General features: G+C 68.2%; 7 protein-coding genes and 1 tRNA gene. 6 read left to right on the top strand and 2 right to left on the bottom strand.

Translation table 11 applies throughout. The features are described from left to right. The first annotated feature begins 27 nt into the window (after nt 1-27). From gltB to pyk, 3 genes are read left to right on the top strand one after another with little or no spacing between them, the layout of a single operon-like run. On the top strand, nt 28-4617 hold the full coding sequence (gene gltB / locus LXM64_RS08500) for a glutamate synthase large subunit (protein ID WP_234072860.1): 4590 nt from the start codon (nt 28-30) through the stop codon (nt 4615-4617). Then, nucleotides 4610-6076, top strand: coding sequence for a glutamate synthase subunit beta (locus tag LXM64_RS08495; protein WP_234072859.1), 1467 nt, complete (start codon nt 4610-4612; stop codon nt 6074-6076). Before gltB ends, LXM64_RS08495 begins: the two co-directional genes overlap by 8 nt. Nucleotides 6077-6126: 50 nt before the next feature. Further along, nucleotides 6127-7572, top strand: coding sequence for a pyruvate kinase (pyk, locus tag LXM64_RS08490; RefSeq protein WP_234072858.1), 1446 nt, complete (start codon nt 6127-6129; stop codon nt 7570-7572). Between the two features lie 322 nt (nt 7573-7894). On the opposite strand, the gene LXM64_RS08485 is transcribed toward pyk, so the two are convergent. Continuing rightward, a tRNA-Leu gene (locus LXM64_RS08485) sits at nt 7895-7980 on the bottom strand. Between the two features lie 191 nt (nt 7981-8171). On the opposite strand from LXM64_RS08485, the gene LXM64_RS08480 reads away from it, so the two are divergent. Continuing rightward, nucleotides 8172-8786 carry an ANTAR domain-containing response regulator gene (locus LXM64_RS08480; protein WP_137416998.1) on the top strand — a complete coding sequence of 205 codons (615 nt, stop codon included), beginning with the start codon at nt 8172-8174 and terminating at the stop codon, nt 8784-8786. 23 nt (nt 8787-8809) lie between these two features. Here LXM64_RS08480 and LXM64_RS08475 read toward each other — a convergent pair whose 3' ends face one another. After that, a complete protein-coding gene (locus LXM64_RS08475; RefSeq protein WP_234072857.1) occupies nt 8810-9241 on the bottom strand; it encodes a hotdog fold thioesterase in 432 nt (143 codons plus the stop codon). A gap of 53 nt (nt 9242-9294) precedes the next feature. Here LXM64_RS08475 and polA point away from each other — a divergent pair, with 53 nt between their 5' ends. Further along, nucleotides 9295-11940 (top strand): DNA polymerase I, encoded by a 2646-nt coding sequence (polA, locus tag LXM64_RS08470; RefSeq protein ID WP_234072856.1) that lies wholly within the window; start codon nt 9295-9297, stop codon nt 11938-11940. A 32-nt stretch (nt 11941-11972) separates the two neighbouring features. Continuing rightward, nucleotides 11973-13649, top strand: a complete 1677-nt coding sequence (locus tag LXM64_RS08465) for a DUF885 domain-containing protein (RefSeq protein WP_234072855.1) — start codon at nt 11973-11975, stop codon at nt 13647-13649. Nucleotides 13650-13657: the final 8 nt, after the last annotated feature.

Genomic DNA, 13657 nt, shown 5'->3' with positions numbered 1-13657 from the left:
CAACAGCAACAATCGAGGACGGTTGGTATGGCTTCGAGCCCCCGTCACAGCGCCCCCGGATCTGCGGGCTTCGGCGCCTTCCCTGCCAAGCAGGGCATGTACAACCCCGCGTTCGAGAAGGACGCGTGTGGTCTGGCCATGGTCGCGACCCTTCGCGGCGAGGCGGGCCACGACATCATCGATCTCGCCCTGACGGCGCTTCGCAATCTGGAGCACCGCGGCGCGATCGGCTCCGACGCAGGCACGGGCGACGGCGCGGGCATCCTCACGCAGATGCCGGACGCGTTCCTGCGTGCCGTCGTGGACTTCGACCTGCCGCCGGTGGGGGAGTACGCGGCCGGTCTCGCGTTCCTGCCGCGCGACGGTGAGGAGCGCGCCGCGCAGAAGGCCGGCATCGAGCGCATCGCCGCGAGCGAGAACCTCGTGGTGCTCGGCTGGCGCGAGGTGCCCACGGAGGAGGAGCACCTCGGCAAGCTGGCGCTCGAGGCGCGCCCGGCGTTCGAGCAGCTGTTCCTTTCCCGCCCGGCCGTGGGAGACGCGCCCGCGCTCAGTGGCATCGACCTGGATCGTCGGGTATTCCGTCTGCGCAAGCGCGCCCGCAATGAGCTCGACGCGTACTTCGTCTCGCTGTCCAGTCGCACGCTCGGATACAAGGGCATGGTCACGACCCTGCAGCTCGAGCCGTTCTATCCCGACCTGCAGGACGAGCGCTTCGCGTCCGAGCTCGCCGTCGTCCACTCCCGCTACTCGACCAACACGTTCCCGTCGTGGCCGCTCGCGCAGCCGCTGCGGATGGTCGCGCACAACGGCGAGATCAACACGGTCAACGGCAACCGCAACTGGATGCGGGCGCGCCAGTCGCAGCTCGAGTCCGAGATGCTCGGCGACATCCGTCCGCTTCTGCCGATCTGCACCGACGGAGCGAGTGACTCCGCGTCGTTCGATGAGGTGCTGGAGCTTCTCACGCTGACCGGCCGGAGCCTGCCGCACGCCATCATGATGATGGTCCCGGAGGCGTACGAGAAGCAGCCCGACATGGACCCGAAGCTGCGCTCTTTCTACGAGTACCACTCCATGCAGATGGAGCCCTGGGACGGTCCGGCCGCGCTGATCTTCACGGACGGCACCGTGGTGGGCGCCACCCTCGACCGCAACGGTCTTCGTCCGGGACGCTGGACGGAGACGACGGACGGACTCGTCGTCATCGGCAGCGAGACCGGCGTGCTCGACTTCGAGCCCGAGCGCATCAAGCGCCGCGGCCGGCTGCGGCCGGGTCGCATGTTCCTCGTCGACACCGCGCAGCGCCGTATCATCGAGGACGACGAGATCAAGAACGAGCTCGCGACGCTCCAGCCCTGGCAGGAGTGGCTGGATGCGGGGCGCGTGCGCCTCTCCGAGCTTCCCGAGCGCGAGCACATCGTGCATCCCATCGCCTCCATCACGCGGCGTCAGCGCACCTTCGGCTACACGGAGGAGGAGGTCCGCATCCTGCTGACGCCCATGGGGCAGACGGGCGCGGAGCCGCTGGGTGCGATGGGCAGCGACACGCCCGTCGCGGTCCTGAGCGAGCGTCCCCGGCTCCTGTTCGACTACTTCACCCAGCAGTTCGCGCAGGTGACCAACCCGCCGCTGGACTCGATCCGTGAAGAGGTCGTGACCTCGCTCTCGCTGGGCCTCGGCCCCGAGCCGAACCTGCTGAGCTGGGGTGCGGAGCATGCGCGCACCGTCACTCTCGACTTCCCGGTGATCGACAACGACGAGCTCGCGAAGATCCAGCACATCGACACGGCACTGCCGGGTCGCACCTCCGCCACCATCCGCGGCCTGTACCGCGTGCAGGCCGGCGCGAAGGGGATGGAGAAGCGCCTGACGCAGATGTGCGCCGAGGTCGACCGTGCCATCGAGGACGGTGCCGAGTTCATCGTGCTGAGCGACCGCGATTCCAACGCGGATCTGGCCCCCATCCCGTCGCTGCTCATGCTCGCCGCGGTGCACCACCACCTCATCCGCAACCAGACCCGCATGAAGGTCGGCCTCGTGGTCGAGGCGGGCGACGTGCGCGAGGTGCACCACGTGGCGACCCTCATCGGCTACGGCGCCTCCGCGGTGAACCCCTACCTCGCCATGGAGAGCGTCGAGTACCTCGTCCGCGCCGGGTTCATCACGGGCATCTCGCCCGAGAAGGCGGTCAAGAACCTGATCAAGGCGCTCGGCAAGGGCGTGCTGAAGATCATGTCGAAGATGGGCATCTCCACGGTTTCGTCCTATGCGGGGGCTCAGGTCTTCGAGGCGGTCGGACTGTCCGAGGAGTTCATCGCGTCGTACTTCACCGGTACCGAGTCGAAGCTCGGCGGCGTCGGCCTGGACGTCATCGCCGCCGAGAACGCGGCACGCCATGCGTTCGCGTATCCGGAGGATGCGGCAGCCCGCGCGCACGAGCGGTTGTGGACCGGCGGTGAGTACCAGTGGCGTCGCGACGGTTCGCCGCACCTGTTCAACCCGGACACGGTGTTCCGTCTGCAGCATGCGACCCGTGAGCGCCGTTACGACATCTTCCGGGAGTACACGAAGCTCGTGGACGACCAGGCGAGCGAGCTCAAGACGCTGCGCGGTATGTTCGGCCTGCGCACGGGCGTACGGCCTCCTGTGCCGATCGATGAGGTCGAGCCGATCTCGTCGATCGTGAAGCGCTTCTCCACCGGAGCGATGAGCTACGGCTCGATCTCGAAGGAAGCGCACGAGACCCTTGCGATCGCGATGAACCGCATCGGCGGCAAGTCGAACACCGGCGAGGGCGGCGAAGACGTCGAGCGTCTGCTCGACCCGGAGCGGCGCAGCGCGATCAAGCAGGTGGCGTCGGGCCGGTTCGGTGTCACGAGCCTCTACCTCACCGAGGCCGACGACATCCAGATCAAGCTCGCTCAGGGCGCGAAGCCCGGCGAGGGTGGACAGCTGCCCCCGCAGAAGGTGTACCCCTGGGTCGCTCGCACCCGCGGCGGGACGCCCGGTGTCGGGCTCATCTCGCCGCCGCCGCATCACGACATCTATTCGATCGAAGACCTCAAGCAGCTCATCTTCGACCTCAAGCGGGCGAACCCGTCGGCTCGGGTGCATGCGAAGCTCGTGAGCCAGTCGGGCATCGGCGCGGTCGCCGCAGGCACGGCGAAGGCCCTGGCCGACGTCATCCTGGTCTCCGGCTTCGACGGTGGGACGGGCGCCAGCCCGCTCAACTCCCTCAAGCACGCCGGCACGCCGTGGGAGCTGGGTCTCGCGGAGACGCAGCAGACGCTCATGCTCAACGGCATGCGCGATCGCGTGGTCGTGCAGGTCGACGGACAGCTCAAGACCGGCCGCGACGTGATCATCGGTGCGCTGCTGGGCGCCGAGGAGTTCGGATTCGCGACCGCACCGCTCGTGGTCTCCGGCTGCATCATGATGCGCGTGTGCCACCTCGACACCTGTCCGGTGGGTGTCGCGACGCAGAACCCGGTTCTGCGTGAGCGTTTCACCGGCAAGCCCGAGTTCGTCGTGAACTTCATGGAGTTCATCGCTCAGGAGGTGCGCGAGTACCTCGCCGAGCTCGGCTTCCGTTCGCTCGACGAGGCGATCGGTCACAACGAACTGCTGGACGTCAACGGCGCGATCGAGCACTGGAAGGCGAGCGGTCTCGATCTGGCTCCCGTCCTGGAGGGCCCCGCGTTCGCCGACGACGAGCCGCGACGGAACGCCCGCGAGCAGCTGCACGAGCTGGAGAAGCACTTCGACGTCGCGCTCATCGAGCGTGCGCAGGACGTCATCGCGCACGGCGGAACGGTCGAGATCACCCTGCCCGTGCGCAACACCGAGCGTGCCGTGGGCACGATGCTGGGTCACCACGTCACGAAGGCGCGCGGTGCGAACGGGCTGCCCAGTGGTTCGATCGTCGTGAACCTCACCGGATCCGCCGGGCAGTCCTTCGGCGCCTTCATGCCGTCGGGGATCACGCTGCGCCTCGAGGGAGACTCGAACGACTACGTCGGGAAGGGGCTGTCGGGCGGTCAGATCGTGGTTCGTCCGCCTCGCGGGTCGAGCTTCGATGCCTCGCAGAACGTCATCGCGGGCAACGTCATCGGCTATGGAGCGACGCAGGGCACCATGTTCCTGCGCGGCGTCGTGGGCGAGCGCTTCCTGGTGCGCAACTCGGGTGCGACCGCTGTCGTGGAGGGCGTGGGGGACCACGCGCTCGAGTACATGACCGGCGGTCTCGCCGTCATCCTCGGAACGACCGGCCGCAACCTCGGCGCGGGGATGTCGGGCGGCACGGCCTACGTGTACCGCCTGGACGAGAACCTGGTGAACCGGGAGTCGCTCGCCTCGGGCGAGCTCGAGCTGGGAGAGCTGGGATCCGGTGACGCCGCGATCCTGCGCGACCTGCTCGAGCGCCACGCCGCGGAGACGGATTCGTCTCTGGCGGCATCGCTCCTCGAGGACTTCGAGGAGGAAGTGAAGAACTTCGTGCGGGTCATGCCGCGCGATTACGCAGCGGTGCTGCAGACCCGCGAGGAGGCGTTGGCGGAGGGGCTCGACCCCGACGGCGACATCGTGTGGAGCCGCATCATGGAGGTGACCGGTGGCTGACCCCAAGGGCTTTTTGAAGGTGACCGAGCGGGAGCTGCCCGCGCGGCGTCCCGTTCCCGTGCGCATCATGGACTGGAAAGAGGTCTATGAGCCCGGGGACTCGGCCGTGCTGCGCCGACAGGCCGGCCGCTGCATGGACTGCGGCATCCCGTTCTGTCACAAGGGATGCCCGCTGGGAAACCTCATCCCCGAGTGGAACGACCTGACCTGGCGCGGTGAGGGACGCAGCGCGATCGAGCGACTGCACGCGACCAACAACTTCCCGGAGTTCACGGGACGGCTGTGCCCCGCACCCTGCGAGAGCGCGTGCGTGCTGGGTATCAACCAGCCGGCCGTGACCATCAAGCAGGTCGAGGTGTCGATCATCGACGAGGCCTTCTCGCACGGCTGGGTCGAGCCGGAGCCGCCGGAGCGGCTCACCGGCAAGACGGTCGCCGTCGTCGGCTCCGGACCCGCGGGTCTCGCCGCGGCTCAGCAGCTGACCCGCGCGGGTCACACGGTCGCGGTGTTCGAGCGTGACGACCGCATCGGCGGTCTGCTGCGCTACGGCATCCCCGACTTCAAGATGGAGAAGCGCCACCTGGAGCTCCGTCTTCGTCAGATGCAGGACGAGGGAACGAGGTTCCGCGCCGGCGTCGAGATCGGACGCGACATCACGTGGGACGACCTGCGCAGCCGGTACGACGCGGTCGTCGTCGCGACCGGCTCCACGGTGCCGCGCGATCTCTCCATCCCGGGTCGCGACCTGGCGGGTGTGCACTTCGCGATGGAGTACCTGGTCGAGTCGAACCGCGCGGTCGCGGGGGAGAAGCTCCACACCCAGATCAGCGCCGAGGGCAAGCACGTCGTCGTCATCGGCGGTGGCGACACCGGCGCCGACTGCATCGGCACCGCACACCGTCAGGGCGCGCTGAGCGTGACGAACCTCGCCATCGGCAAGCAGCCTCCCGCATCCCGCCCGGATGCGCAGCCCTGGCCGACCACGCCCACGATCTTCGAGGTGCAGTCCGCGCACGAGGAGGGTGGCGAGCGGGTCTTCCTCGCCTCCACCGTCGAGTTCCTCTCGAACGAGGTCGGGGAGGTGCGCGCGCTGCGCGTGGCCGAGACCGAGTTCGTCGACGGACGCCGCGTGCCCAAGAGCGGCACCGAGCGGGAGATCCCGGCCGACCTGGTGCTCATCGCAATGGGCTTCACCGGCCCGGAGCGCACGGAGCTCGAGGGCCAGTTGCAGACGCAGTTCACCTCGCGCGGCAACCTCGAGCGCGACGACGCATACCAGACGACCACGCCCGGCGTGTTCGTGGCCGGTGACGCGGGGCGCGGCCAGTCGCTCATCGTGTGGGCGATCGCCGAAGGGCGTGCAGCGGCCGCATCCGTGGACCGCTACCTGATGGGTTCGACGGCATTGCCCGCTCCGGTACGGCCCACCGATATCGCGATCGGGTTGCAGCCCGCGTAGGCTGAACCTGCATCCCCTTCATCGCTAAAAGACCCGGAGTTCGAACTCGGATGAGACGCGCGAAAATCGTCGCAACCCTAGGCCCGGCAACTTCCTCCTACGAGATGGTCCGCGCGATCATCGACGCAGGTGTGAACGTCGCCCGCCTCAACCTCAGTCACGGTGACTACTCGGTCCACGACGCGAACTTCGCGAACGTGCGCCGCGCCGCAGAGGACGCCGGCTCCGCCGTCGCGATCCTCGTCGACCTGCAGGGGCCCAAGATCCGCCTCGGCAAGTTCGCCGATGGCCCTCACGAGCTCGCCGTGGGTGACATCTTCAAGATCACGGTCGAGGACATCCTCGGCACCAAGGAGATCGTCTCGACGACCTTCAAGGGCCTGCCGCAGGACGTCAAGCCCGGTGACTTCCTCCTGATCGACGACGGCAAGGTGCGTGTCGAGGTCATCGAGACCGACGGCACCGTCGTCACCACGAAGGTCATCGTCGCCGGCCCCGTCTCCAACAACAAGGGCATCAACCTGCCCGGCGTGGCCGTCAACGTCCCCGCACTATCGGAGAAGGACGAGGCCGATCTTCGCTGGGGCCTGAACGCGGGCGCGGACATCATCGCGCTGTCGTTCGTCCGCAACGCCGAAGACGTCAACCGCGTGCACGAGATCATGGCGGAAGAGGGTCGGCGCGTGCCGGTCATCGCCAAGATCGAGAAGCCGCAGGCGGTCGACAACCTCGAGGAGATCATCGACGCCTTCGACGGCATCATGGTCGCTCGCGGCGACCTCGGTGTGGAGCTTCCGCTGGAGGCGGTCCCGATCGTGCAGAAGCGCGCGGTCGAGCTGTGCCGTCGGATGGCGAAGCCGGTCATCGTGGCCACGCAGATGCTCGAGTCCATGATCGAGAACCCGGTTCCGACTCGGGCCGAGACGAGCGACGTCGCCAACGCCGTCCTCGACGGTGCGGATGCGGTCATGCTGTCCGGTGAGACGAGCGTCGGCAAGTACCCGGTCGGCGTCGTCGAGACGATGGCGCGCATCGTGGCCTCCACGGAGGAGCACGGTCTCGACCGCATCGCCCCGCTGAACACCAAGCCGCGCACGCAGGGTGGTGCGATCACCCTCGCCGCGATGGAGGTCGCTCAGTTCGTCGAGGCGACCTGGCTCTGCATCTTCACCGAGTCCGGCGACACCGCGCGCCGCATGTCGCGCCTGCGTCCCAGCATCCCGATGATGGCCTTCACGCCCGACCCGGCGATCCGTCGCCGCATGGCCGTCACGTGGGGCATCCAGTCGGCGCTGGTGGAGCACGTGCCGCACACCGACCACATGTTCATGCAGGTCGATGAGTTCTTCCTCTCCAAGGGCCTGGCGAAGGAGGGTGACAAGGTCGTCGTGATCTCCGGTTCGCCTCCCGGAATCGCCGGCTCGACGAACGACATCCGCATCCACAAGATCGGCGACGCCGTCAACGGCCGCGCGCCGATCTGGTCGGGCGAGTAACCCGCGAGGTGCACAGAAGGGACCTTCCCCGTCGGGGGGAGGTCCCTTCTTCCGTGTGGCGCCGCGAGCGCTGTCGCCCCGCTCGGCTGCCGACTGCGCACGCGTGGCCCCGCTGCCGGCTTGCGTACGCGTCGTGTCACTGCCGCTTGCGTGTCCCAGCGGTTCACGATCCCCGGCGCGTGGGCGTGCACAAGTGAGACACGGAACCGCCACCGCGCCCAGCGGTCGTGTCTCAGCGGTTCACGATCCCCGGCGCGTGCGCGTGCACAAGTGAGACACGGATGCGGGGGAGACCGCGTTGCGGCGGGTGCGGTCTCCCACTTGGTGCCGGCGGTGGGAGTCGAACCCACACACCCTTTCGAGTAACCGAGTTTGAGTCGGTCGCGTCTGCCATTCCGCCACGCCGGCATCGGCCACTCACATGGCCGGCTTCGACTTTATCGCACCGGTCGGTCGCTTCCCGCCGCCGGGCTGCCCGGTCTGCTCGAGCGATTTCCTCGGGGGCGGAAGATCGCCTCGACGCCCGGGGACCGCACCATCCTGGGGGAGGGCGGTGTCGCATCCGGATGCGGAGTGGTCGCGTGCCGTAGGATTCAAAGGTGACTGAGCAGGAAACCGCCGCGACCAACCCGACCGCACCCCGCCGCGTGGTGGTGGCAGAGGACGAGTCGCTGATCCGCCTCGACATCGTCGAGATCCTCCGCGACAACGGCTTCGACGTCGTCGGTGAGGCCGGAGACGGTGAGACCGCCGTGCAGCTCGCCACCGATCTGCGTCCCGACCTCGTGATCATGGACGTCAAGATGCCGCAGCTCGACGGCATCAGCGCGGCGGAGAAGCTGAACAAGAACCACATCGCGCCGGTCGTCCTCCTCACGGCCTTCAGCCAGAAGGAGCTCGTGGAGCGCGCGAGCGAGGCCGGAGCGCTCGCCTACGTGGTGAAGCCGTTCACGCCGAACGATCTGCTGCCCGCGATCGAGATCGCACTGGCCCGCTACGAGCAGATCATCACGCTCGAGGCAGAGGTCGCCGACATGGTCGAGCGCTTCGAGACCCGCAAGCTCGTCGACCGGGCCAAGGGCCTGCTGAACGAGAAGATGGGCCTGAGCGAGCCCGAGGCGTTCCGCTGGATCCAGAAGGCGTCGATGGACCGCCGCCTGACGATGCAGGACGTCGCGAAGGCGATCATCGAGCAGCTCGCCCCCAAGAAGTGACGCGCCCCGCCTGATCCGCTCGATCAGGCGATGCCTGCGGTGTCCTTCACGAGGTTGGTGATGCGCACGGTCGAGCAGCGGCGTCCCGCGTCGTCCGAGAGGACGATCTCGTGCACCATAAGGGTGCGTCCGATGTGGAGGGGAGTGCATACTCCCGTGACGTATCCGGATGTGGCGGAGCGCGTGTGCGTCGCATTGATGTCGACACCGACGGCGAGGCGCCCCGGGCCCGCGAGATAGTTCGCGTGCATCGACCCCAGCGATTCGCCGAGCACGACGTAGGCCCCCCCGTGGAAGAGGCCCACCGGCTGGGTGTTGCCTTCGACGGGCATCCGGGCGATCGCGCGCTCGGCGGTGAACTCGAGCCACTCGAGCCCCATCTTGTCGGCGAGAGCGCCCGTGCCGCGGCGCGTCACCCATTCCAGCGGATCGATCGTGTACTCGGGCGCGGTCATGCTGCTCCTGGGCTCCGGGGTGTCGTGTCCGCAGGCCTTACTAGGCTGTCAGGGTGACGGACTCCGAAAAGCCTACTCTGCTGGTCGTCGACGGCCATTCGCTCGCCTTCCGGGCCTTCTACGCCCTTCCCGTCGACAACTTCACGACGAAGGACGGGCAGCACACCAACGGGGTCTACGGCTTCCTTTCGATGTTCGTGAACCTGTTGAAGGCCGAGAAGCCCACGCACCTCGCGGTCGCCTTCGACACCTCGCGCGTCTCGTTCCGTACGCGGGAGTACCCCGAGTACAAGGCGACTCGCAGCGAGACCCCGCCGGAGTTCTCCGGGCAGATTCCGCTGCTGCAGGAGTGCCTGCGCGCCATGAACGTGACGGTGTTGACGAAAGAGGACATCGAGGCCGATGACATCCTCGCGACCCTGGCCACGGAAGGGGTCGCTGCCGGCTACGACGTCCTCGTCTGCTCCGGCGACCGTGACACGATCCAGCTCGTGACCGACGAGGTGACGCTGCTCTACCCCAGCGTGCAGGGCGTCTCCCAGCTGAAGCGTTACACGCCCGAGACGGTACGGGAGCGCTACGGGGTGGCGCCCGCGCAGTACCCCGAGATCGCGGCGCTGGTGGGGGAGACGAGCGACAACCTGCCGGGCGTGCCGAAGGTCGGCGAGAAGACGGCCGTGAAGTGGCTCACGCAGTGGGGGTCTCTCGACGAGCTGCTGGCCAACGCCGACAAGGTCACCGGCGTCGTGGGCAACAACCTGCGCGAGCACATCGACGACGTCCGGCGAAACCGCGCTCTGAACCGTCTGCTCACAGACGTGGAGCTGCCCGTGACGCCGGAAGACCTCGCCGTGCGTCCGATCGACGCGCAGGGTGTGCGTGACATCTTCGCGCGGCTCGAGTTCCGCACGCTCCTGCCGCGCGTGTTCGAGGCCACCGGAGCGGATGCGGCAGGCGCCGCCGACGACGAGGCACCCGTCGTCGCCGCCCCGGCCCCCGTGGAGGCGACCGACCCCGCCATGCTCAGCGCCTGGCTCGACGAGGCCGGGGACGCGGAGATCGGAGTGACCGTCGTGCTGGGTGTCACGGTGCCCGTGCGCATCGGGCTCGCCCGCGCCTCCGGAGTGATCGAGGCGGGCTGGAGCGACGGCGTCGCAGAGGCCCTCGCTCCATGGCTCGCCTCCGACCGGCCCAAGACGTTCACCGACGCCAAGGGCCAGGTGAAGGCGCTGCGGCGCGCGGGACTCACGGTCGCCGGCGTGGCGTTCGACACGCTCCTCGCCGGCTGGCTGATCCGTCCGAGCCTTCCCGACAAGTCGCTCGGCGACCTCGTCGACCGCTATCTCGGAGAGAAGCTCCCCGAGGCCGATCCATCGCAGCTCGTCCCCGAAACCGAGGGAGCGACCCCCGGTCAGCTCGCCTGGTACACGATCCGGGTGGCCGAACCTCTGCGCGCAGCCCTGGGCGAGGGCCCGTCCTCGGTGCTCAGAGACATCGAGCTGCCGACGCTGCTCGCCCTCGCCGACATGGAACTCGCGGGCGTGGCGGTGTCGCACGACGTGCTCTCCGGATTCTCGGCCGAACTCGCCGAGCGTGCTGACGGCTTGGCGCAGCGCGCCTACGCGGCGATCGACCGCGAGGTGAACCTCGGCTCTCCGAAGCAGCTGCAGGAGGTCCTCTTCGAGCAGCTCCAGCTGCCCAAGACCCGCAAGACGAAAACGGGATACTCGACGGATGCGGCCGTCCTGGCCGATCTGCAGGAGTCGCACCCGCATCCGTTCCTCGACCTGCTGCTGCAGCACCGTGAAGCGACGAAGCTGCGTCAGATCATCGAGACGCTGGATGCGGCGATCGCATCCGACGGGCGGATTCACACGACCTATCTGCAGACGGGGTCGCAGACGGGCCGTCTGTCGAGCACCGACCCCAATCTGCAGAACATTCCGATCCGCACCGAGGAGAGCCGCCGCATCCGCTCCGCCTTCCAGGTGGGCGCGGGCTACGAAACCCTCCTCACCGCCGACTACTCGCAGATCGAGATGCGCATCATGGCGCACCTCTCGGAGGACCCCGGTCTGATCGAGGCGTTCAACACCGGCGAAGATCTGCACCGTTTCGTCGGTGCGCGCGTGTTCGGCGTGACTCCTGAGGAAGTCACGTCGCAGATGCGCACGAAGGTCAAGGCGATGTCGTACGGACTCGTCTACGGACTGTCTGCGTTCGGCCTCTCGAAGCAGCTACGCATCGAGCAGTCCGAGGCCAAGCAGCTGATGGGCGAGTACTTCGCACGGTTCGGTGCCGTGCGCGACTACCTGCGCGCATCCGTCGAGAAGGCCCGTGAAGACGGCTATACCGAGACGATCTTCAAGCGGCGCCGCCCGTTCCCCGACCTCGCCAGCCCCAACCGGGTGCTGCGCGAGAACGCGGAGCGTGCGGCGCTCAACGCCCCGATCCAGGGGAGCGCTGCCGACATCATGAAGATCGCCCTGTTCCGCATCCACACGGAGTTCCAGGAGCGCCGGCTGGCGTCGCGCGTGCTGCTGCAGATCCACGATGAGTTGGTCGTCGAGGTCGCGGCGGGGGAGTGGGACCAGGTCGAGGAGATCGTGCGCGCGCGCATGGGGGATGCGGCGCAGCTCACCGTCCCGCTCGATGTGCAGATCGGGCGAGGCGCTGATTGGAACGCGGCCGGGCACTGAAGCGTGACGGCCGTCGGCGTAGGCTCGAATCCATGAGTGAAACGTCCCGTCCCTCCACTCCCATCGACGCCATCGCCGACGCGTGGGTCGACACGGTGGCCGAGTTGTCGCCCACGACCGCCACGTACATCGGCCGGTTCGAGTACAACGACCGATTCGGTGACTACTCGCCCGAAGGCGCCGAGCGCTACGCCGACGCCGCTCGCCGCACGCTCACCGAGCTCGAAGCGACCGCTCCCGTCGACGACATCGACGGCGTGACGAAGGCCGACCTGTCGCGTGAGCTCCGGCTGGACCTCGAGCTGCACGATGCACAGGCCGGTTTGCGAGACCTCAACGTCATCGCGTCGCCCGCCCAGGACATCCGCTCCGTCTTCGATCTCATGCCCACCGACACGGTGGAGGACTGGGAGGTCGTCGCCCGTCGTCTTCAGGCTCTCCCCGAGGCCGTCGACGGTTACATCGCCACTCTCCGTGCGGGCATCGCGGCGGGCACGGTCCCCGCACGTCGTCAGGTTCTGGAGGTCGTCACCCAGATCGAGCGGTACACCGCGGAGACCGGGTTCTTCGCGACGTACGCCGGCGATGCCGCCCCCGCCGAGGGGCAGCTGCCCGCATCCCTCGCTCGCGAGCTGGCCGACCAGTCCGGCGCCGCTCGCGTCGCGTACGACGATCTTGCACGTTTCCTGTCCACGGAGCTCGCCCCCGCCGCCGGCGAGCAGGATGCGGTGGGGCGCGAGCTGTACGCGCTGCATTCGCGTCGTTTCCTGGGCGCCGAGATCGACCTCGACGAGACGTATGAGTGGGGTATCGAGGAACTGGCCCGGATGGTCGCCGAGCAGGAGGCCATCGCGAACGAGATCCTGCCCGGCGCCGGCGTCGCCGAGGCCGTCGCCCATCTCGAGGCGGACCCGTCGCGCAAGCTGCACGGCACCCAGGCGCTGCAGGAGTGGATGCAGGCGACGAGCGACCGCGCCGTGGCCGAGCTCGGCCGCACCCACTTCGACATCGCGGAGCCGATCCGCCGGCTCGAGTGCATGATCGCGCCGACGCAGGAGGGCGGGATCTACTACACCGGCCCGACCGACGACTTCTCCCGACCGGGCCGCATGTGGTGGTCGGTGCCCGAAGGCGTCACCGAGTTCGACACGTGGCGCGAGCTCACCACGGTCTACCACGAGGGCGTACCGGGCCATCATCTGCAGATCGCGCAGGCCGTCTACAACCGTGCGCAGCTCAACTCGTGGCGGCGTCTGCTGGCCGGAACGTCCGGCCACGCCGAAGGCTGGGCGCTGTATGCGGAGCGGCTCATGGAGCAGCTGGGGTACCTCGACGATCCCGCCGACCGACTGGGCATGCTCGACGGTCAGCGGATGCGGGCAGCCCGGGTGGTTCTCGACATCGGTGTGCACCTCGGCAAGCAGCGCCCGGACGGCGACGGCGTCTGGGATCACGACTTCGCGCTCGCCTTCATGCGGCAGAACGTGAACATGCCGGACGCGTTCATCCAGTTCGAGGTCAACCGCTACCTCGGCTGGCCGGGCCAGGCGCCCTCGTACAAGGTCGGTCAGCGGATCTGGGAGCAGATCCGCGACGATGCGCGTGAGACGCAGGGTGAGGCGTTCTCCATCAAGCAGTTCCACAAGCGGGCGCTCGACATCGGCGGGGTCGGTCTCGACACGCTGCGCGATGCGCTGCGTGCGCACTGAGGGAATGG

The sequence above is a fragment of the Microbacterium binotii genome (assembly GCF_021398715.1).
Taxonomy (GTDB): Bacteria; Actinomycetota; Actinomycetes; order Actinomycetales; family Microbacteriaceae; genus Microbacterium; species Microbacterium binotii_A.
The sequence above is the reverse complement of the archived record's forward strand: the minus strand, read 5'-3'. Positions and strand labels throughout refer to the sequence as shown.

Excerpts from the sequence above, each read along its gene's own strand:
- gltB (WP_234072860.1), top strand. The coding sequence starts at position 28 with ATGGCTTCGAGCCCCCGTCACAGCGCCCCCGGATCTGCGGGCTTCGGC.
- pyk (WP_234072858.1), top strand. The coding sequence starts at position 6,127 with ATGAGACGCGCGAAAATCGTCGCAACCCTAGGCCCGGCAACTTCCTCC.
- LXM64_RS08475 (WP_234072857.1), bottom strand. The coding sequence starts at position 9,241 with ATGACCGCGCCCGAGTACACGATCGATCCGCTGGAATGGGTGACGCGC.
- LXM64_RS08465 (WP_234072855.1), top strand. The coding sequence starts at position 11,973 with ATGAGTGAAACGTCCCGTCCCTCCACTCCCATCGACGCCATCGCCGAC.